We start from the raw sequence: 20,685 nt of genomic DNA, 5'->3' as shown, positions 1-20,685 counted from the left end.
TCATGGCAACGATCAATCTGGTCGACCTCAAAAAAGACTACGGCAATGTACCGGCCGTCAAAGGCGTCAACCTCTCCGTTGCTGATGGCGAGATGATTGTGCTGGTTGGCCCATCCGGTTGCGGAAAGTCCACCCTACTGCGCATGGTCGCGGGCCTCGAAAGCGTAACATCAGGCCGTATTGAGATTGGCGGCCGCGACGTGGTGAAAGCCGAACCGGCCGAACGCGACATCGCAATGGTGTTCCAGAACTACGCGCTCTACCCGCACATGACTGTGCGTGGAAACCTTGAGTATGGTTTGAAAAACCGCAACACGCCGCGCGCCGAAATTGACCGCCGTGTCGCGGAAGCTGCCGCTATCCTAGAGATCGGACCAATGCTGGATCGCAAGCCGCGCCAACTCTCGGGGGGCCAACGCCAGCGCGTTGCCATGGGCCGTGCAATTGTGCGGGAACCGGCAGCATTTCTCTTCGACGAGCCCCTGTCGAACCTCGACGCCAAGTTGCGCGTACAGATGCGCGTTGAAATCCGTAAGCTGCAACGTCGCCTCAAGACCACCAGCCTCTATGTGACCCACGATCAGCTTGAAGCGATGACGCTGGCGGATCGCCTCGTGGTGATGAATGGCGGGCTGGTTGAGCAAATTGGGACGCCCACAGAGGTATATGATCGTCCTGCAACGCTGTTCGTGGCAGGCTTCATTGGATCCCCGCCGATGAACCTCATCCCGGTTTCCTCGGTCAGCAATACCGATAACCTTAGCGCGCTGCCTCAAAACACCGATATTTTGGGCATTCGTCCAGACACCATGGTGTTGGAGCAGCCGGTCGAGCCGTCTGTCGCCTTTGCTGCCACCGTGGAACTGCTCGAGCCCATCGGCGGAGAAAGCCATCTGCACGTGCGCCTCAATTCAACGGGGCAGTCGATTGTCCTGAGCATCCCTGGGCGCCCGGACATTGAAGAAGGCAGCTCAACCACAGCCTACGCACCAGTGAGCAACTTGCATCCATTCAATGCTGCAACCGGCAAGCGCACAGACTAACCCTTTCGAATTGAAAACAGCCATGACAACAGAACAAAAAACCGGGCCGATCCGCGACGAAGTGCAGGGCCACCGAGGCTCATCCGCTATTGCTCCGGAGAACACCATTGCTGCCTTTCGGCAGGCCGCCGAACATGGCGCCAAATGGGTGGAGCTTGACGTCGCATTGAATGCTGATGGCGACCTCATCGTCATTCATGACGATAGCGTTGACCGGACAACCGATGGCTCGGGTAACCTCGGTGCGCTCACAACGGCGCAGATCAAAGCGCTGGACGGCGGGTCGTGGTTTGGTACCAATTTCACCGGCGAGAAGATACCTACGCTTGATGAGGTTATTACGGCACTCGGCGGATTTGGCCTCAACATCAACGTCGAAATCAAACAGCACCCGCACCACAAGTCGCTCGATCAATTGGTCAATGCTGTGGCAGACGCGATCGCTAAGCGCCCTTCGCATATGGAAATCATGATTTCCAGCTTTGACCCTGAATGCCTCAAAGCAATGCATAAGCGTGAGCCGAACCTCGAACTTGCCATGCTGTGGGGACGCGTACCAGACGACTGGGAAGCGAAACTCGCAGCAATTCCGGCGACCTCTATTCACGCCCATTATAAGGGCCTTTGTATTGCCTTGCTGGAGCAGACCTCCGCCAAAGGCATCAAAGTGCGCGCATGGACAAGCAATGACCCTGTTGAACTGGCCAGCTTCTGGCACGCAGGTCTGACCGGCGTGATAACAGACGACCCTCGCGTTTATCTGGGATAATCACTGTGCCTGACCGCGTCGCCCTATCGATACGACAGCAGCAAATCCTTAGTCTTCTCCAGACTGAGGGACCGCAGTTTATCGACCAGTTAGCGACGCGGTTTGACGTGACTACCCAAACTATTAGGCGCGACATCAACGACTTGTGTGATCGAGGCGATGCACGTCGTTTTCACGGCGGAGTGGATCTTCCGGTTGAACCACGCAATCTCTCGGTCAATGCGCGCGCGGCGCTTAACAGTCCTGCCAAGCAGAACATTGCCGCCAAGGTTGCCGCTGCCATTCCGTCCGGTTCAACCGTATTTATGGGCATCGGTAGCACGGTTCAGTTTGTCGCAAAAGCGTTACGCGACCACGATAAGCTACGAGTCGTGACCAATAATATCGACGTTGCTTTGACCTTATCCGACGCTCCCCAAATCGAAGTGCATCTTACCGGCGGGTTGTTGCGCCACAATGACCGCGACGTGGTGGGCCCAGATACATTGGACTATTTCGAAAAGTTCTACGCCTCATTCGCAATCGTTGGTGCTGGCGCACTCGACCCCGAAAAGGGGATTTTAGATTTCAGCTACAGCGAAGCACAACTAACTCAAAAGCTCATGAGCAACGCCCGACTGACATTCCTGACCGCCGACTCCAGCAAATGGAGCCGCGAAGCCTCTGTTCGCGTCGCTAGACTTGGCAGCGTAACGCATTTTTTTACGGATAAACTTCCGGACGACGGTGTGGCAGCCCAGATCTTTGCCGACGCAGGCACGCATGTTGTAATTTGTGACGGTGACATCGAGTGACATTCTTAGGCCCTGCCCCGAGTGTCGATGACCTCCGGGATATTCGCTACGTTCTCACCGATATCGATGACACACTCACAACAAAAGGCCGCCTCCTACCTGAGACTTATGCGGCCCTCTGGGATCTCCATTACGCGGGCATTGAGGTCATCACTGTAACCGGTGGTTCCGCGGGGTGGTGTGAGCATATTGCGCGTGCATGGCCCGTGACCGCTGCCATTGGCGAAAGTGGCGCTTTCGTTATGACAGCGAACCACAACACGGTCAGCGTCGAATATTGGGAAGACGAAGCTCTTCAGATAGCGCGGCGTAAGGCCCATTTGGAAAACGTTGAGGCCCTGTTGGGAGAGCGTTTCTGCTTTGCCCATGACCAACAATTTCGCCTTGCCGACGTGGCGGTCGATATTATCGGCTACCCGCGCGATCAGGTGGATGCACTGGCGGAGCAAATTCGTGCGACGGGAGCCAGTGTGGCAATCAGCTCTGTGCATATCAACTCGTGGGTCGGCGACTATAATAAGCAGACTATGAGCGAACGTGTCTTGCGCAGACTGGGCCTTACAGATGGAGCTTTGCAGCAAGAGGTCGCCTTTTCTGGCGACTCCCGCAATGACGGCCCGATGTTCACATTCTTCGACAAGACCTTCGGCGTCGCCAACATACTGCCCGTTCTCGACGATTTACCGAAAAAACCACGCTGGATAACAAGTCGCGACGCGGGGCTAGGCTTTGTAGACCTCGCCAAAGCCATCCTCGCCGCTCGGTAAGCCAAACCATAGCGGGCATGGCACTGCGGTCCTTTGCGGTGATCCCAGTCGAACTAAATCTCAGAGCGTCGTTCGGTTTGATCAGACGCTACATACACTGTCACACGACCCGATCTCGTCACCGTAACAGCAGGGGCTGGCAGCTCTAGGCTCCCAGCCCACTTCAGACACATCAATTAAGCTGAGGTGTTTTTGCTTTCGTAGAGAGTTTTAAGATCGCGGGCGATGGCAAGAGATTGCGGCTGCTCCGCCCGATAGCGTCGGTCAATCTCCATCAAGAGAACCGTGTCTGGCAGGAAGGTGAACTCGGTAAAAATTCGCTGCCAATCGATGTCGCCCCAGCCTAGGGGCATATGCAGATCGCCAATCCCGAGTGCTGTATTCTCAGCGGGGAAATAGGGCTTAAAAAAGCGCTGCGGGCGACCGAAACTGTCATGTACGTGAAGATGCCCTGTCACCGGCGCCATCGCCGCGATTTCGGCATAGAAGTCGAGGCCACGATACGTCGCTTCGATATAGGCGTGGCTGAAATCAATGAGGGCCATCAGATTGGGATGATCAACCGCCCGGACAGTGTCGGCCAATTGTGATGGGGTCTGACGATACTGGCCCGCCTCGCCCGTAAAAATGTTCTCCAAAGCAATGCGCACACCATAGCCTTTGGCAAAGTCCGCGAGTTCAGCGAGCGCTTCGCGTTCACGACGATCGGCATCGCCTCTCTCGACCAATTGGTTGGCGCGCAGCGACCCGCCGTGTTGGACCAGAATACGAGAACCGATATCGTCGCACAGCTGCACGAGGGCCTTGGCAGCATCCAGTTGATAACCGCAGGTATCTGGGTCCATGAAATTGGACGAAACCAGCCCGTGCACTGTGTATTTCAGGTCAAAGGCTTTGGTACAGGCTTTGAGCCGCGCACGCCGGTCCGGAATGATCCGGCCGCCAGCAATCAGGTCGATACTGGTAAGGCTGATCTCCGCATAGTCAGCGCCGATGTCGGCAAGGATACCCAATTCCTCCTCAATGCTGGCGAATTCGCCGTTGACGGAGGTGACTTCAAAACCCATGCCAAGGATGGTGCTCATAGCGTGCCCGCTGCTTGTTTTTCAAATGCTGGAACAAGCAGATAGATTTGGCAAGTGACAAAGAGTTGGCGGTTTCATGACACTGTCATAACACGCGTGCACGGCGCCCATTAGACCAGCCTGCGCGGCCAAAATGGTGACCGAGGTGGCGGAAGCTGGGAGCTCAAAAGCATTCACAGCTTCCGCATTGGATCAGCTTTTCTGCACAACTTGGGTCGTTACATTTGCACCGAGGTCGACCAGCGTTTGAAAGCGCTCGTGCGAGACAGCTTCGCTCAACTCTAGTGTCACCTGTACGCCGGCCAGCGACGCCGTGATCGGCATCGCATCAATGTTCAGCGGCAAATAGGCGTCCTTGACGATCACCGCTTCCACCTTGTCTGGAAAAATTGCTGCCAAGGTGAGTGCGACCATGCCGCCCTCGCCGTAGCCCAGTAGGTTGAGCTTGGTACGACCATAGCGCTGCAGATTTTCGTCGAGCAGCAGCTCAAGCTGGTAAAGCCCGTCGCCGAGCGTGGACAGCTCTGGGTAATCCTGTGGCCCAACGGCCCAGAAATAACCCATGACCTGCCCGGTGCCGCCGCGGCTTTGCGCACGAGGCGCACGGACGCTGACGGCCAAGGCGTCAGGCCCGAGCCGTTCGGCCACTGTCACAGCATCTTCGAGCATCTGCCAGCGGTCGTGGAAGACAAACCAGAGCGGCGCCGTTTCCGGACCGTGTCGCTGTGTCTGCAGAAAGCTTTCAGACGTCATTGCTCGACCGTGCAGCCTTCGATCCACGCGATAATGGCTTCGACTTCGGCTTCGCGCAGACGGCCGCTTGGAGGCATCTTGCCGCCCGAGCCACCAACGCTTTCATGCGTGTCGCTGATCTTGTGTGCGAGGTAGCTCTGGCTGGTATCGCCAGGGGTAACGCGGTTCATGGTCGGCAGCTGCTCGCTGGCAACATTGACCAAGAAATCATAGCCACTGCCCTTCTGGAACGACACGCCCGAACCAGGCGATGCGTCGTTGTGGCATGCAGCGCATTTGCGCGCGAGGACCGGCTCTGCCGTCTCAGTGTAAGTGGCAAGGCAGGTGTTGGCGAAGGCCGCCGAGCTGCCAACGATGAAGAGACCTGCGGTAAGGGCCGTGCGGAGAAAATTCATAGCATGTCTTTCTAGTAGAGAAGGTGCGCAGCCGAAGCTGCGCACCCAATGATTAAACGGTCTGAGCCGCTGCGTGCTGACCAGCGAGGTAGCCGAAGGTGATCCCGAGGCCGAGGGTGCCGCCACCGCCGAGATAGCTCTTGCCCGAAGGGGAAGCCGAAGCGTTACCGGCGACATAGAAGCCCGGAATTGGTGCATCCTTGACGTTCAGAACCTGACCATTGACGTCAAACATCGGTCCGCCCTTGGTGTCGAGTGTGCCAGCGCCAAGCAGGATCGCGTAGTAAGGACCTGTCTCAGAGATTGCAGAGATGTAAGGGTTCTTATTACCCTTATCGACGGTGATGTAGTGGAAGTAGCCATCGATCGGCGCTTCACCACGGCGGAAGTCGGTGTCGACACCGGTTTCTGCGAAGCCGTTGTAACGGGTGATGGTTTCCTTGAGGTTGTCGAGGAAAGCAGTATCCAGCTTGTAGGTGCCGATGCGTTCGGCCAGGCCGTCGAAGCGTGCCTGAATGTTGGCCGCAAGCTCTTCCAGCGTATTGCCGGTGATCACATGCTTTGGCAGGTCTGCACCAACCTTAGGGATTTCGTAGCCGCCGAACTCACGAGCGCCATCATCGAAGATGAAGATCTGATACAGGTTCGGGTATTCGCCAGTCCACTGGTCGTAAACTTGGTGCGAACGGGTGCGCTCTGGGTAGACGTATTTTTCGTCATACATGCGCTGGCCGAACTTGTTGACCGCAATCGAGCTGTCGCCACCAAGGAAGAACACGCCGCTTGGAACGCTGGAGAAATCCAGAACCTGTTCTAGGATAACCTGCTGGTTCCACGCTTCGTTGAGGTTGCCAAGCTTTACGCCCAACTCGGCCGACATGTTGATCAAGTCGCCTTCGTTGGTTGGAACAGCGCAACCGCCCAGAACAGGGGTACGCAGGAACTGCGTGCGCATGTGCGGGTTGTGGGTGAAACCACCGGTGCCGAAGATGACGCCCTTCTTGGCAGCAATGCGGTTGAGACCTTCTGGGGTCTCGACATGCACGCCGATGACGCGACCTTCTTCATTGCGCACGATCTGCACAACGCGATTTTCGGTGCGGATTTCTGCGCCATTGTCTTCGGCATAGATGGACATGAAGTCAACCATGTCTGCGCCGCTGCCGTTCTTGCCGTCGACGTTGACTGCGAGCTGGCGACCGAGAATCTGGCCGTTTTCAGCAATCTGACCATGATAGTCGGGAGCTGGCTTGCCGTCCCACGAGGTGAAGACCTTGGATGGAAGAGCGCCGACTTCGTCGAGCTTTTCGAACACAGGCGCTGCGTTTTCCCAGAAGGCGTTCAGCTGCGACCAGTGGTGTTCGGTCATGCCAAGAGTTGGGCTCTTGTCATTGTAGAGTTCTGGGAAGGAAACCTTAGCGACATAACGCAGGAAAGCGTCCTTGTCGTCCTTCTGGTCGAACTCGCTCATCCACTTGTTGTTCGGGACCCACGAACCACCGCCGGACTTGCCGGTCGTACCGCCGATAAAGGCTGCCTTTTCCAAGATAACGACGCTTGCGCCGCCATGGAGTGCGCCGATAGCACCGGCCAGGCCTGCACCGCCCGAACCAGCAACAACGACGTCAAATTCTTCGTCCCACTGCAACTCCTGCGCATTAGCGGCAGTTACAGTTACCGAGCCAAGAGCGGCAGTAGCAGCACCCAATCCCGCTGCTTTCATGAAACCACGACGAGAGACGCGGCTATTTTCTTCGGAAGTCATATACGTGACCCACATAGTTCTTTTGACGCGCGTCAAATTAGCTCAAGCACAGATAGTACACAAGGATACAGTTATGTTTTCGATCTGTCATCGCGCTACTCTTTTCGCCGGACGTTAACAGGCGTAGAGAGGGGGCGCACACCTGACTGGAGCGCAACGTGAACGAACCCCTTGATGAACAAGGCGCAGCCGAACGTCGCGCCACAACCATGTATCGCATCCACGAGGTGGCGCGCGTGATGAGCACCGAGTTTGACAAGCTCGTCGCCGAGCATGGCATCACCCGCGCGCAGTGGGCAGCTTTCATGCATATTTCGCTGAACCCCGGATGCCGGCAGACTGAACTTGCTGACAAAATGCAAATGGGGCGCGCGGGCGCCGGTAAACTTTTAGATAAACTCGAGGAAAAAGGCTGGATCCGTCGAGAAACGGACGAGGACGACCGTCGCGCGCGACGCGTTTGGCTTAAAAAGGATACACCTGAGCTTTTGACGATTATCCCCGAAGCTTCAAACCGTTTTTTGGACCGCGTTTACAAAGACTTATCTGAAAATGACGTCGAACGTCTCGCGTTTGCGTTGGACACCGTTATTCGAAATCTAGGCAGGGACAATGACCAGTCATAACTGCCCAGCGCGGGTGATTCCGCTCTTAATCCAAATTTATCGCCATTCAAAACTGGCTCCGCGGGAGATGTGATCGCCGCCGTCCGGAACAAGACCGGAGCCCGGCCATTGATCGTCCTCAACTTAGGAGCGACACAATGGCTACTAGCGAAAAGACTCCCACGAAATCTTCGACGGCGAACGAAGAGAAGAAGCCAGCCTCTCGTACGAAAACGACCAAATCTGGTAAGACACGCACTGTGTCTCGCGCTAAGCCCGCTGCGGAGCAGAGGCAGCAGCGCGCCCAAACGGTAAAATCAAAAGCGCAAAAAGCCCCTGCCCGCAAAGCAGCAGCTACAGAAGAGAAAGGCCTCCTGGATCTTTTCGAGCATGCGCTGCGCGACATGTATTACGCCGAGCGGAAAATTTATCGCTCGCTGCCAAAGATGATCAAGGCGGCCGATGACGCTGCACTGACGGAAGCCTTAAGCAACCATCGCGACGAAACGCAGGGCCACATCGAGATACTCGAAGAGGTCTTTGAATTGATGCATTTGCGCGTGAAAGGCGAAAAATGCGACGCCATTGATGGCATTCTAGAGGAAGCTGACGGGATTCTTGAAGATTTCGGCGGCACGCTGGCTGGCGATGCGGCGATTATTTTCTCGGCTCGCGCGGTAGAGCATTACGAAATCTGCCGCTATCATGCGATGATCGGTTTTGCTGATGCTCTGGGGCTTGATGAGGTGCACGCTAAGTTGCAGTCCGTCTATGACCAAGAAACGGCGTCGGACACGCTGCTGACATCTCTGGCTGAGGACAGCGTCAATGAAGCGGCGTCTGAGTACGACGACAGTGACAGCCAATAAATAAAGTAAGCTTCGGCCCGCTCCAGTGAGCGGGTCGATGACTATTTCGACACAGGATTTCAACTCAGCGCTCGCTTGGTGCCAAAGGTGCTGCAGACAGGTTTTGATGTGGACAACTAGAAAAGCTCAGTTCAGCCCTTGACCCGCTGCAAAGAGAATTTTATGTAGCACCCATCAACGACGAACGCACAAGTGCTTCAGAACGTTGGTGTCAGCAAAGGTTAGCTACAACCTTTGACCAGCCCGATCATCAGGGCAATGCTGGGGAATAGTTCAATGGTAGAACAGCGGACTCTGACTCCGTCAATCTTGGTTCGAGTCCAGGTTCCCCAGCCAATCTCTTCAAAATTCCATCGACATAACGGTTATGCGGCTTTGCAGGCTTGGTGCACGGCTTCCTTCCGTTGAAGTCTAGCTAGGCTTGTCAGGTCCGAGCATCGCTGCCCCCTAATGCCAGCGCACCCGTATATTGCCCACTCCCATTGGATATTCAGGCTGCCTGTCTCCTTTCCGACTTGGACAAAGTTTCGGTCCGTCCGGCCTGACCTGTTACCGTCTCCTTACCCTCTTTACATATAATAGTACTTTATGTAGCGTTTGGTCATCGTCGAAGGTGAACACACCGCGACGGCACATTGGGAGGACATCGTGACCATTTTTTCCAAGCTTGCCCTCGCGGCAAGCCTCGCTACTGCTTTGACTTCTGTCAGCATCGCTCAGGATAATCTGAAGGGCATCGTTGTTGGCTTCAGCCAGATCGGCTCGGAGTCCGGATGGCGTGCTGCCGAAACCTCAGTGACGAAACAATTAGCCGAAGAACTTGGAATTGACCTGAAATTCGCGGATGCGCAGCAGAAGCAAGAAAATCAGATCAAGGCCATTCGCGGCTTTATCGCCCAAGGCGTGGACGCCATTCTTGTCGCCCCCGTGGTGGCGACAGGTTGGGAAGACGTGTTGAGTGAAGCCAAGGAAGCCGAAATTCCGGTGGTGCTTCTCGACCGCGGTGTAGACGCGCCAGAAGATCTCTATTTAACCTCCGTCGCCTCTGACCAGGTGAAGGAAGGTCGTGTCGCCGGGGAATGGCTAGTGGCCGACGTCAATGGCGCAGACTGCAAGGTAGTGGAACTGCAGGGCACGGTGGGTTCCACCCCGGCCATTAACCGCAAGCAGGGCTTTGAAGAAGCCATTGCTGGCAATGCCAATATCACGCTGGCGCGCAGCCAGACCGGCGACTTTACCCGCGCTAAGGGTAAAGAAGTGATGGAAGGCTTCATCAAGGCCGAAAACGGTGGCGCCGATATTTGTGCGGTTTACGCGCATAATGACGACATGGCCGTTGGCGCTATTCAGGCGATCAAGGACGCAGGTCTCAAGCCAGGGACTGACATCAAGGTCGTCTCCATTGATGCTGTTCCTGACATTTTTGCGGCCATGGTGGCAGGCGAAGCCAATGCCACGGTTGAGCTGACCCCGAACATGGCAGGTCCCGCCTTTGAAGCTCTTTCGGCCTATCTCGCCGATGGCACAGAGCCTGAAAAGTTCATCATTACTGAATCCAAGCTCTACACCCCAGCCGATGATCCGCAGGGCGAATACGATCGCCGTAAGGGCCTCGGCTACTAGGACGCAAGCCTCACTCCTTCCTGAAGCGTCATCCCGGCACCAGCCGGGATGACAGTTTGTTGGCGAGGAGTAGAGTGATTGCGGGGGGAATAGGTATGACTGAGAATAGCTACGTGCTTGAAGCGCGCGGTGTGTCCAAGATTTTCGGCAATCACACAGCGCTCGACCATATCGATTTCGGCCTGCGCGCGGGCGAAGTCCATGCGCTGCTTGGCGAAAATGGTGCGGGCAAATCGACCCTCATCAAAATCCTGACCGGAGCCTATCGGCCAACAAGCGGCGGCGTCTATCTCGAGGGGAGCGAGATAACACTCGATAACCCGCTTCACGCGCAGGCTTATGGCATTGGCACTGTCTATCAAGAGGTCAATCTGCTGCCCAACCGCTCGGTAGCGGAGAACCTTTTTCTCGGACACCAGCCGCGCAAATTCGGCTTTGTTGATGTCCGCAAAATGGAAGCAGACGCGCGGGTCCTGCTTGCCAATTATGATTTGCACATCAATCCTGGCAGTGAGCTGGGAAGCCATTCCGTGGCTGTGCAGCAGATCGTGGCGATTGCCCGCGCAGTGCAGCTTTCAGGCAAAGTGCTTATTCTTGATGAACCTACTGCCAGCCTCGACCGCAATGAAGTCGCCCGGCTGTTTGAGGTGATAAAGGGCCTGAAGGCCAAGGGCCTCGCCATTTTGTTCATCACCCATTTTCTTGATCAAGTGTTCGCCATTTCGGACCGCGTAACGGTGTTGCGCAATGGCAAGCTCATCGAAACGCGAGACTTAACCTCTCTCAATCGGACAGATGTGGTGCGGTTGATGTTGGGCAAGGACATTGCATTTTCCGGGGCGACCGACATCGAGCCGATTGGTACGCATGATGAGGTGCTGCTGGAATTTGAAGGCTTTGGCCGCAAACGCAGCGTCGCGCCGTTTAACCTCGTTGTGCACAAGGGCGAAGTTATTGGTGTTGCAGGGCTTTTGGGATCAGGCCGGACCGAAATGGCGCGCATCATGTTTGGCGCCGACGCTGCCGATCAGGGCAAAGTGCGCGTCAACGGCGTAGAAACCACCATCCACCGCACCACTGACGCCATAAAAAAAGGCTTCGGCTTCTGCCCCGAGGACCGAAAGGCCGAGGGCATTTTGGGCGATCTGTCGGTGCGCGAGAACATTGTCATCGCGCTGCAGGGAAAGTTGGGCTGGTTCAAGGCGCTAGACCGAGACGAGCAGCTCGAAATCGCCGGAAAATTTGGCGAGGCGATGGATATTCGAGCCGCATCGCTCGACATGCCGGTCAAGCTCCTCTCCGGCGGCAATCAGCAAAAAGTTATCCTCTCGCGTTGGTTAGCAACTGACCCTGCCTTTCTCATCCTCGACGAACCGACCCGCGGCATTGATGTGGGCGCGCATGCTGAAATAGTGCGCACCATCAACCGCCTCCGCGACGAAGGCATGGCCATGCTGGTGATCTCATCAGAGTTGGACGAGGTGGTTGCTTACAGCTCGCGCATTGTGGTGATGCGTGAGCGCGAGATGGTTGCCGAGCTCACGGGCAAGAACATCAATGCAGGTGTGATCGTGCACGCAATTGCAAATAACAACGCCGGGGCGGAAGCATGAAGCGGCTCCATCTCCATCATTTAGCCAACACGCAGATGCTGGCACTGGCAGCCGTTCTGCTGATCAACTGGATCTTGTTTCCGAACTTCTTCCGCATCTCTTGGCAGGATGGACGCTTCTTTGGAAGCTTGATCGACGTGCTCAATCGCGGCGCGCCCGTCGCAATTTTGGCCATTGGTATGACCGGTGTCATCGCAACGAAAGGGGTAGACCTTTCAGTCGGTGCGATTATGGCGGTGTGTGGCGCAGTCGCGGCGACGATGGTTGTTGCAGGTTATCCGACACCTATGGCCGTTCTCGCAGCGTTGGCTGTTGGGCTCGCGTGCGGCCTGTGGAATGGCTTTCTCGTTGCCGTGCTCGACATCCAGCCCATTGTGGCAACGCTGGTTTTAATGGTCGCAGGACGAGGGATAGCACAGTTGATCACCTCGGGATCGATTGTCACGTTCAATGACCCTGCGTTGATTTTCCTTGGCACCGGCTCATTCCTGGGGCTGCCGATGGCTGCCGTAATCGCCGTTGTGTTGATGGTTGTGGTGACGCTCATTGCAAGGCGGACAGCGATCGGGCTTTTCGTGCAAGCGATTGGCGTTAACCGCGCAGCAGCATCGCTGGCTGGTATTCATTCGCGCGTGTTGCTGATGCTGGTCTATAGCCTGAGCGGCTTTTGCGCGGCGATTGCGGGCGTTATCGTAGCGGCAGATATCCGCGGGGCGGATGCTAATAATTCAGGGCTGTGGCTCGAGCTCGATGCCATCTTGGCTGTGGTGATCGGCGGCACGTCGCTGCTCGGCGGTAGGTTCTCCATCCCGCTCGCGGTGGTCGGTGCAATCATTATTCAGGCGATGAATACGGGGATTTTGGTGTCGGGCTTCCGTCCCGAGTTCAACCTGATTGTCAAAGCCGGGATGATCATTCTCATTTTGATGGTGCAGTCGCCCCTCCTCGGCTCGGTATTGGGCCTTTTCAAGCGTGACCGCAATCGGGTGACTTTCAAATGAAGCGCAGCTTGCGACCTCTGGCAGCCACTGCCGTAATTTTCATAATCGCCTATGCTCTTTCGGTCATGCAGTTTCCCAGCATGCTTTCAACGCGCGTCCTTGGCAATTTTCTCACTGACAATGCCTTCCTCGGCATCGCAGCGGTGGGGATGACCTTTGTCATCATTTCCGGAGGCATCGACCTGTCGGTTGGGGCGGTGATTGGGTTTACCGGCGTTTTGGTTGCCGTTCTGATCAGCTGGATGGGGTTCCATCCGCTGGTCGCGTTCATCGTTGCACTCGGGATTGCGGGGCTGTTTGGCGCGGCGATGGGCGCTACGATCCACTATCTCCAAGTGCCAAGTTTTATCGTGACATTGGCGGGGATGTTCTTGGCACGAGGCGGCGCTTCGGTGATCACGCAGGATAGCGTTCCCATCAACCACGAATTCTATTCCCTGATTACCAGCCTCATCATCAGGCTGCCCGGTGGCGGGCGATTGAGTTTTATCGGCCTTTTGATGGTCGCGATATTTCTCATCGGCGCCCTCGTAGCACATAGGACTAGGTTTGGCTCCTATGTATATGCGCTAGGCGGAAACCCTGTGTCTGCCTCCCTGATGGGCGTTCCGGTTGCCCAAACAACAGTGCAAATTTACATGCTCTCCAGCATGTTGGCGGCTTTGGCTGGCATCATCTTTTCCATCTACACCTCAGCGGGTTATCCGCTGGCGGCGGTCGGCGTAGAGTTGGATGCAATCAGCGCTGTGGTGATCGGCGGTACACTTCTCACCGGAGGGTACGGCTTCGTGCTCGGCACGTTTGTGGGCGTAATGCTGCTCGGTTTGGTCCAAACCTATATAATCTTCGACGGGACGCTTTCGAGCTGGTGGACCAAGATCGTCATCGGCATTTTATTGTTCTTATTCATCGTTTTACAGCGCATCATATTCGCGGCGTCAGCCTCTGGAAAAGATTCGCTCGAGAAAGCTTAGTATGATCGAAACTGGCAGCCTTATTCGCTCTCTCTCGGGGCGACCTGCTGCACGGAATTTCCATAATTTCGTTATCAATGAGATTGGCCTGTCTATTGTCACTGGGGCGTTTCCCGTCGGATCGACGCTCTCAAGTGATCAGGTGATGATGGAGACTTACGGTGTGTCGCGCACAGTGTTGCGCGAAGCGCTCAAGACGCTGGAGGCCAAAGGCCTAGTGGAAGCACGGCCTAAAGTGGGCACTCGTGTCTCGCCGATAAGCCGCTGGAATTTCTTCGACCCGCAAGTGTTGAGTTGGCACTATTACGCAAAGCCGGATGCGCGGTTTTATGAGAGCCTATTCGATGTGCGGCGGTCGCTTGGAACGCGCTCCGCGAGCTTGGCAGCGCAACGGCGCACCGCCGACAACGTTCGTGTGATGAAGTACTGGCTTCATCAAATCGAGCTCAATCAAACCAATCCTGAGGGCCACGGCCTGGCTTGCCTTGAAATTCACCGCGCTATCGCCGAAGCATCCGGAAACAGCTTGTTACGGTCCGTCACCGGCGTCGTGGAACTCACAATTGCCCTCGCCATCAAGGCCAACTCGTCTGGAGACACGAACGGCTATTTTACCCATGGCCTGTTATCTCATCACGCGCTTATTGCTGCCGTCGAGAAAAGCGACCCAGAGGCCGCGCAGGACGCAGCATCTGTCATTATCAATCTCGACAACGAACAGGTCGTGCGCCTACTCACAGCTGCTTAGGGCCTGCCGGACATTTGGCACGCGACCAATTGGCCGACGAGAAGCCTCTGAGCCCCTCGTAGCGCAGAGAGTACCTACATTCCGTCCAACACGTTGATTTCTCGCCTCTGGGCCGCGATGCGGAACGGGGCATTGAAAGCGCCGTAACCAGAATAGCCTCCAGTGCGCTGAACGACTTCAAAGAAAAAACCTTCACCGAAGCGCGGCGTATAGAGCTGGAAATACTCGCCATTCGCGTCGCGGTCATACAGCAAATTGGCCGCCTGAAGCTTGGACAGCAGCTCAGGTGACAAAATGAACCGAGCGGCGAGATCGTCGTAATAGTTCTGGGAAATCTGCAAAGCCGCCAACCCGTTCTCCCGCAGAATACGGGCGGTTTCGAAGATGTCGCTTGATGCAAACGCTATGTGTTGGAGGCTCGAGCCGAAGGTTTCGCTGATAAAGCGCCCTGCTAGGGTTTTGCGATTTTCTGCGCCGTTGAGGGTTAGCCGCAGTTCACCCTTGGGGCTTTCGATCACCTGACTGCGGATGAGGCCCGCAGGATCGACCACATCGACCAAAGGGCTTTTATCCAGCTCGAAAATGGAGCGATAAAAGAGAATCCAGGTGAGCATTTCCTCGTAGTTCATCGTCTGAGCGAGGTGATCGACGCGAGTGAGACGGGCGCCTGCGGACTGTGCAGGAAAGGACACGAACTCTTTGTCCCACACATCGGCCAGTTCCGACTGCCGATCGAGGAAATAGATGACGCCGCCTCCTATGCCACGGACGGCGGGTATTTTGAGTTCGTTGGGCGCGACGTGCTGATTGAAGACCTGAGCATCAAGGGCGCGAGCACGGTCCAGCGCCCTGCCCGCATCCTCCACCAGTAGGCCCATGGCATAAGCACTGGTGCCGTGTGTGATGTATGCCGCGTGCGCGAGCCCCTCTCGCTCCGTATTGATGACGATATTGATATCGCCCTGCGAATAGCGATTGACCGCTTTTGAACGGTGATGACCGGTTTGGCTGAAACCGAGTTTGCCCAAGAGGCCAGCCAGTTGTTCCGCTTCGGCTTCATTGGCCGTGAACTCGACGAAAGACACGCCTTCAACCTTAGCGCGGGCCGGTAATGCAGGTGTAATGATGGGGGCGTCCGGTTCGGCCAATCGGGCTTGGTCGGCAAGAAAGATCAACGAGCGTTTCCCATCTGCGGCGATAGTGCGTGGCGATCCGGCACGGAACTGATCGTTAAAAATCTCCAATGACAGAGGACCGGAGTAGCCCGTGGCAAGAACGGCGCGGGTGAAATCCACCACGGGGAGATCGCCCTCGCCCGGCATATTGCGATAGTGGCGGCTCCAATAGAGAAGGTCCATCGAGAGCGCGGGGGCGTCTGCGAGTTGGACAAAGAAGATCTTATCACCCGGAATAGAGCGAATGGTGTCTGGGTTGATGCCGCGCGACAGCGTGTGAAAGCTATCGAGAATAAGCCCGACATTTGGATGATCGGCGCGCCGCACAATTTCCCAGGCGTCACGGTGATCGAACACATGACGACCCCAGGCCAGGGCTTCAAAACCCACCTTCAGACCGCGCTTCGCGGCGCGCTCGCCCAATTCCCGAAAATCAGCGGCAGCGCGATCAATTCCGCCCAGTGCTGCCGGGGCAACGCTTGAACAGACCAAAACCAAGGGCGCACCCAATTGCCCCATCAGATCGAACTTGCGTTCGGCTCGTTCGAAGGCGGCACTGCGATGCGGTTCTGGGAGGCCTTCAAAGTCGCGAAATGGTTGGAAGAGAGTAATCTCAAGCCCTAGATCGGCGCACATCTTGCGCACTTCAGCGGGGGATTGGTCGTAAGCGAGGAAATCGTTCTCGAAGATTTCGACCCCGTCAAAGCCAGCAGCAGCAATGGCCTCCAGCTTCTCGCGCAGATTGCCGCTGATCGAGACAGTAGCGATCGACGTTTTCATAACCCCTCCACTAACTAACTAGTTCGTACAAAGTGACATGAGGGACTTGGGAGGTCAACGGGGGCAGTATTTTGGGGGCCGTGGGCACGATCTCGCAGGGCCAATCGCGGGGTAGCAGGCCCGAGGACCCATATCTGGGGAGCAGAGTGGGCAGAGCGCCGTAGGGGGCGGAACGACAAACTGCCCCCTATGCTTGGAACTGGATAGCCGATGTTCGCGGGGCAAGCTGGCCATCTGGACGTGGACCTAAGGCCGTCGAGCCACGCTTTGTGGGTCCGCTCTCATTGAGCACGCACGGGCATGGTCGCCGCACGGGTGGCTTTGAGCTAAACTAGCGCCTCTGGTTTTGCGACAAAACGCAGAACAGCGTTCACGGCGTGCTCTTTCAAGCGGATCTGGCTATCCGGCGCACCAAAATCGCGGTCGAACAGTTTGGAGAAAGTCGCGCGATTGGAGACGTTGAAGAAGCAGAGCGCACTGATCTGCCAATGGATGTCCAGCGGATCAATGCCGGGGCGGAAATTGCCTTCGGCAACGCCCCGCTCATAGAGATCGCGAATATTGGTGATGGCCGTCACATTGAGTTCGCGCACGCCCGGTGAGGTTTCAAGATACTGGCCGTGATGGATGTTTTCGATCATCACCATGCGAATGAAATCTTCATGCTGATGGTGGTGTTCGAAAGTGAACTCGACCAGTTTTTTGAGACCGTCGATCGGCGAAAGCCCTGCGATGTCGAGCTTTGCTTCACCCTGTCGAACCTGCGCATAGGCATGCTCAAGGGCGCTGCGATAGAGCCCTTCCTTGTCGCCGAAGTAATAGTAGATCATGCGCTTGGAGGCACGGGTCTTGGCGGCAATTTCATCTATGCGGGCGCCCGATAGGCCATTGAGCGCGAACTCTTGCGAGGCAATTTCGATGATATTCTGCTTGGTCCCTTCCGGGTCCTGCTGCCGTGTTGGCGTACGGCGACCGGACGGCTTGGGAGCCTGAACATCACTCATTATAGGCACCTCTCTCGCGCGCGCCAGAATTGACTAAACTAACCAGTTCGTACATTGTGACGCAAATCGTCTGCTATCGTTGTAACGGGGCAGCAGCGCATAAAACAAGTGCGCGGGTGAACCAACGCCCAGCGACGGGGAGCATTGGTCGTGTCTATGCAGTTTGAGCGTGCAAAAGCGGCACTTTCGCGTGTCGACGCCATGCGATCCGACCTCAATCAATCTGGGCCAACACTTCGAATCGGACTGCTGGGACGCGGTATTGGTGCGTCGTTGACCCCGATCATGCACGAGAAAGAGGGCGAACGTTTAGGCCTCGCCTATCGCTATGATCTGATTGACTTTGATGCGCTGGGCCTGCCCGACAGCGCGCTTGCCGAAGTGCTCAGCGAGATGAAGGCAAAGGGGTATCGCGGATGCAATGTGACCTTCCCATTCAAGCAAGCGATTGTTCCGCTGCTTGATGGTTTAACCCCAGAGGCCCGCGCTATTGGCGCTGTAAATACCGTCGTGTTCCAGGCGGGTGGGTCCCACGGTTACAACACTGATTGCTCTGGCTTCGCGCAAAGTTTTACGGCCGCATTTGGCACCCAAGACTTGGGTCGGGTGATCCAACTGGGCGCAGGTGGTGCTGGCTCTGCCGTGGCGCAGGCGCTGATTGGGCTCGGCGTTAGCGCGCTCGATATTGTCGATGTCGATGTTGAGAAAGCCCGTGCCTTGGCGGAGCAAATGGCAAAGGCGAATGGCGCGCGGGTTAGGGCTATCGCACCAGATCAGCTGCAGTCAGCGATTGTTGGGGCCTGCGGCGCGGTCAATACAACGCCAGTGGGCATGGAAAAGCTGCCCGGCATGCCTCTGGCGCCAGACCTGCTTTGCGCCGAGCAATTCATTGTCGATATTATCTATTTTCCGCGCGAGACAGAGCTGATCAAAGCGGCTCGGGCAAAGGGATGCCGGGTACTGTCCGGCGGCGGCATGGCGATCTATCAGGCCGTTGGAGCATTCACGCTGTTTGCCGGGCAAGCAGCGGACCCGCAGGAAATGGCCAAAACCTTCGCACGCTTTGCTTAAGCCGCGAGGAGCTTGGTCTGCAGCACATGGTTGAGGCCGCTCTCAATATGGGTGCTGAGCATGGCGAGTGCGCCTTGCGTATCGCGCGCCAAGGCCAGCTCGAGCAGCGCCCTGTGATCGGAAACGACGCCTGATCCGCGAAAGCTTGCTGCCAGCATGTGATAGCGCAAAAAGCGGTCGAATATGGTGGCGTGCATCGTGAGCAAAGACCGCGATCCGCAGGCGGAAATCAGCGCATTGTGGAAGGCGAAGTCATAGCGCACCCACTCCACCGTCTGCTTGTTCTGCCCGCCCAAAAGTTGCTTTTCGATGGCCGCAAGCTTGTGATGGGCCGAGACGATTTCGCCTTCCCAATCAAGGTCACCACGCGCGATGGAGAGCTTTAACGCGTGGCTTTCAAGCAGGAGGCGCAGGTCTGCGGTTTCGCGCAAATCGGCCACTGTGGCTGGTGCCACAGCAAACCCCTTTTGCCCTTCAGCGACCACCAAGTCTTCACTCGCCAAGCGGTTCAGGACTTCACGGAGGGTGCCTAAGCCCGTGTCATAGCGCGCTTTTAGCGGCTCAAGCTTCAACTTCTGACCGGGGGCAAGGTCGCACGAAATAATATCGGCGCGCAGACGACGATAGATTGCCTCGCCTATCGTCTCTTCCGGATTGATCACCGCATCGCCTCGCCGCTTGCATTCAACCGATGATTATAAGAATATCCGATGAAATGAAAGATCGCATATTGATGCGGCGGAAACAATGTTGACATGAACGTACTAGTTCGTACAAAGTGACAAAAGCCGGTGGAGAGGGCCTTCGGCGACGTCGGAACAACCGACAAATGTTTTCTGAGGGAGGAAAATCATGATGCTAACGCTATCGCGCCGCGCGCTGATGGTTGGCGGGCTTATGCTCGCTTCACTGTTGCCCACAATGGCTCAGGACAAGCCTGTCCTGCGTTTCTCGGCTGTATTTTCTGAAGCCGATATTCGCGCTGAGATGATGAGCATGCTGTCTGCGCAAGTGGCAGACGACTACACCATCGAAACCTATCTCGGCGGCAACCTCTTTAAGCAGGGCACTGAGCTCGTCGCGCTGCAGCGCGGCAACCTCGAAATGGGCAATATCGCTCCGCAAGATATCTCCAATCAGATCCCGGCATGGTCGGTTCTGACCTCGGCCTATCTCTTCCGCGATGCCGATCATCTGCGCACCTTCTTTGACAGCGACGTAGGCGCTGAGTTCAAGAAGATGGCTGAAGACCAGCTGGGCATTCACATCATCGGCCCAACCTATTTCGGCGCACGTCACGTGGGTCTGATCAGCGAAAAGAAGATCAACACTCCTGCCGACCTCGCTGGCGTCAAGCTGCGCATGCCGGGTGGTGACGCTTGGCAGTTCCTCGGTTCGTCCATCGGTGCCAATCCAACGCCAATGGCTTATGCCGAGGTGTACACCGGACTTCAGACCGGCGCGATTGACGGGCAGGACAACCCGCTTCCGAACGTCGAGAACATGAAGTTCTACGAAGTGATGAAGCAGATCGCCCTCACTTCGCATCTGGTCGGCTTTGACCTTCTCGTCATCTCCAAGTCGTCTTGGGATGCGATGAGCCCCGAGCAGCAGGCCAAGTTTGAACAAGCAGCCAAGGCAGCCATCGACTTCAGCCAGAATGAGCACGTTGCCCGCGAGGCCGAACTGGCCGAGCGCTTCCGCAGCGCAGGTCTTGATGTCTATGAGCCTGATCTTGCTGCCTTCCGCAGCTTTGCGCAGCAGAAGTACCTTGAGTCTGATCTTGCCAAGGATTGGCCAGAAGGCGTGGTTGAGCGCATCAACGCCCTCTAATTTGCTCCAAATTTGAGG

General features: G+C 56.3%; 20 protein-coding genes and 1 tRNA gene. 14 read left to right on the top strand and 7 right to left on the bottom strand.

Annotated elements, in window-relative coordinates; all coding sequences use genetic code 11:
- Positions 1 to 2 precede the first annotated feature (2 nt).
- Genes HKD40_RS05840 through HKD40_RS05825 form a run of 4 tightly spaced genes read left to right on the top strand, consistent with a single transcriptional unit; the run spans position 3 to position 3,373 of the window.
- The gene (locus HKD40_RS05840) at positions 3 to 1,043 is read left to right on the top strand and encodes a sn-glycerol-3-phosphate import ATP-binding protein UgpC (RefSeq protein ID WP_169194784.1); all 1,041 of its coding nucleotides are present in this window, start codon (positions 3 to 5) and stop codon (positions 1,041 to 1,043) included.
- A gap of 22 nt (positions 1,044 to 1,065) precedes the next feature.
- Positions 1,066 to 1,812, top strand: coding sequence for a glycerophosphodiester phosphodiesterase family protein (locus tag HKD40_RS05835; protein ID WP_169194783.1), 747 nt, complete (start codon positions 1,066 to 1,068; stop codon positions 1,810 to 1,812).
- 5 nt (positions 1,813 to 1,817) lie between these two features.
- Positions 1,818 to 2,606: a DeoR/GlpR family DNA-binding transcription regulator gene (locus HKD40_RS05830; RefSeq protein ID WP_169194782.1), complete on the top strand. Its 789-nt coding sequence runs from the start codon at positions 1,818 to 1,820 to the stop codon at positions 2,604 to 2,606.
- The gene (locus tag HKD40_RS05825) at positions 2,603 to 3,373 is read left to right on the top strand and encodes an HAD-IIB family hydrolase (protein ID WP_169194781.1); all 771 of its coding nucleotides are present in this window, start codon (positions 2,603 to 2,605) and stop codon (positions 3,371 to 3,373) included. The genes HKD40_RS05830 and HKD40_RS05825 overlap by 4 nt, the downstream gene beginning before the upstream one ends.
- Positions 3,374 to 3,549: 176 nt before the next feature.
- Here HKD40_RS05825 and HKD40_RS05820 read toward each other — a convergent pair whose 3' ends face one another.
- From HKD40_RS05820 to HKD40_RS05805, 4 genes are all read right to left on the bottom strand, one after another.
- Positions 3,550 to 4,458, bottom strand: a complete 909-nt coding sequence (locus tag HKD40_RS05820; protein WP_169194780.1) for a TIM barrel protein — start codon at positions 4,456 to 4,458, stop codon at positions 3,550 to 3,552.
- A 192-nt stretch (positions 4,459 to 4,650) separates the two neighbouring features.
- Positions 4,651 to 5,211, bottom strand: a complete 561-nt coding sequence (locus HKD40_RS05815; RefSeq protein ID WP_169194779.1) for an alpha/beta fold hydrolase — start codon at positions 5,209 to 5,211, stop codon at positions 4,651 to 4,653.
- Positions 5,208 to 5,606 carry a c-type cytochrome gene (locus HKD40_RS05810; RefSeq protein WP_169194778.1) on the bottom strand — a complete coding sequence of 133 codons (399 nt, stop codon included), beginning with the start codon at positions 5,604 to 5,606 and terminating at the stop codon, positions 5,208 to 5,210. Before HKD40_RS05810 ends, HKD40_RS05815 begins: the two co-directional genes overlap by 4 nt.
- 52 nt (positions 5,607 to 5,658) lie before the next feature.
- Complete coding sequence (locus HKD40_RS05805) at positions 5,659 to 7,371, bottom strand: FAD-dependent oxidoreductase (RefSeq protein ID WP_169194777.1); 1,713 nt, start codon at positions 7,369 to 7,371, stop codon at positions 5,659 to 5,661.
- A 158-nt stretch (positions 7,372 to 7,529) separates the two neighbouring features.
- Here HKD40_RS05805 and HKD40_RS05800 point away from each other — a divergent pair, with 158 nt between their 5' ends.
- The 8 genes from HKD40_RS05800 to HKD40_RS05765 all read left to right on the top strand — a co-directional run bounded on the left by HKD40_RS05800 (position 7,530) and on the right by HKD40_RS05765 (position 14,804).
- Positions 7,530 to 7,997 (top strand): MarR family transcriptional regulator, encoded by a 468-nt coding sequence (locus HKD40_RS05800; RefSeq protein ID WP_169194776.1) that lies wholly within the window; start codon positions 7,530 to 7,532, stop codon positions 7,995 to 7,997.
- 137 nt (positions 7,998 to 8,134) lie between these two features.
- Complete coding sequence (locus HKD40_RS05795; protein WP_169194775.1) at positions 8,135 to 8,845, top strand: DUF892 family protein; 711 nt, start codon at positions 8,135 to 8,137, stop codon at positions 8,843 to 8,845.
- Positions 8,846 to 9,107: 262 nt separating this feature from the next.
- A tRNA-Gln gene (locus HKD40_RS05790) sits at positions 9,108 to 9,181 on the top strand.
- 312 nt (positions 9,182 to 9,493) lie between these two features.
- A complete protein-coding gene (gene ytfQ, locus HKD40_RS05785; protein WP_282567619.1) occupies positions 9,494 to 10,468 on the top strand; it encodes a galactofuranose ABC transporter, galactofuranose-binding protein YtfQ in 975 nt (324 codons plus the stop codon).
- A 95-nt stretch (positions 10,469 to 10,563) separates the two neighbouring features.
- The gene (locus HKD40_RS05780; RefSeq protein WP_169194774.1) at positions 10,564 to 12,081 is read left to right on the top strand and encodes a sugar ABC transporter ATP-binding protein; all 1,518 of its coding nucleotides are present in this window, start codon (positions 10,564 to 10,566) and stop codon (positions 12,079 to 12,081) included.
- Positions 12,078 to 13,082, top strand: a complete 1,005-nt coding sequence (locus HKD40_RS05775) for an ABC transporter permease (protein ID WP_169194773.1) — start codon at positions 12,078 to 12,080, stop codon at positions 13,080 to 13,082. The genes HKD40_RS05780 and HKD40_RS05775 overlap by 4 nt, the downstream gene beginning before the upstream one ends.
- Entirely contained in the window at positions 13,079 to 14,056 is a 978-nt protein-coding gene (yjfF, locus tag HKD40_RS05770) for a galactofuranose ABC transporter, permease protein YjfF (protein WP_169194772.1), read from the top strand. The genes HKD40_RS05775 and yjfF overlap by 4 nt, the downstream gene beginning before the upstream one ends.
- A 1-nt stretch (position 14,057) precedes the next feature.
- Entirely contained in the window at positions 14,058 to 14,804 is a 747-nt protein-coding gene (locus HKD40_RS05765; protein WP_169194771.1) for a FadR/GntR family transcriptional regulator, read from the top strand.
- Positions 14,805 to 14,878: 74 nt separating this feature from the next.
- Here the strand turns inward: HKD40_RS05765 and HKD40_RS05760 are convergent, their stop codons facing one another.
- Both HKD40_RS05760 and HKD40_RS05755 read right to left on the bottom strand, forming a co-directional pair.
- Positions 14,879 to 16,759, bottom strand: a complete 1,881-nt coding sequence (locus HKD40_RS05760; protein WP_169194770.1) for a sugar phosphate isomerase/epimerase and 4-hydroxyphenylpyruvate domain-containing protein — start codon at positions 16,757 to 16,759, stop codon at positions 14,879 to 14,881.
- 326 nt (positions 16,760 to 17,085) lie between these two features.
- A complete protein-coding gene (locus HKD40_RS05755; protein ID WP_169194769.1) occupies positions 17,086 to 17,763 on the bottom strand; it encodes a TetR/AcrR family transcriptional regulator in 678 nt (225 codons plus the stop codon).
- A 156-nt stretch (positions 17,764 to 17,919) separates the two neighbouring features.
- On the opposite strand from HKD40_RS05755, the gene HKD40_RS05750 reads away from it, so the two are divergent.
- Positions 17,920 to 18,834 carry a shikimate dehydrogenase gene (locus HKD40_RS05750; protein ID WP_248305937.1) on the top strand — a complete coding sequence of 305 codons (915 nt, stop codon included), beginning with the start codon at positions 17,920 to 17,922 and terminating at the stop codon, positions 18,832 to 18,834.
- On the opposite strand, the gene HKD40_RS05745 is transcribed toward HKD40_RS05750, so the two are convergent.
- A complete protein-coding gene (locus HKD40_RS05745; RefSeq protein ID WP_169194768.1) occupies positions 18,831 to 19,496 on the bottom strand; it encodes an FCD domain-containing protein in 666 nt (221 codons plus the stop codon). The two genes, HKD40_RS05750 and HKD40_RS05745, sit on opposite strands and share 4 nt — an antisense overlap.
- A gap of 190 nt (positions 19,497 to 19,686) precedes the next feature.
- Here HKD40_RS05745 and dctP point away from each other — a divergent pair, with 190 nt between their 5' ends.
- Complete coding sequence (gene dctP, locus HKD40_RS05740) at positions 19,687 to 20,667, top strand: TRAP transporter substrate-binding protein DctP (protein WP_169194767.1); 981 nt, start codon at positions 19,687 to 19,689, stop codon at positions 20,665 to 20,667.
- Positions 20,668 to 20,685 lie beyond the last annotated feature (18 nt).

The sequence above is a fragment of the Devosia sp. MC1541 genome, assembly GCF_012847305.1.
In the GTDB taxonomy this organism is placed as follows: Bacteria; Pseudomonadota; Alphaproteobacteria; order Rhizobiales; family Devosiaceae; genus Devosia.
This window is presented reverse-complemented; position numbering and strand designations above follow the sequence as displayed.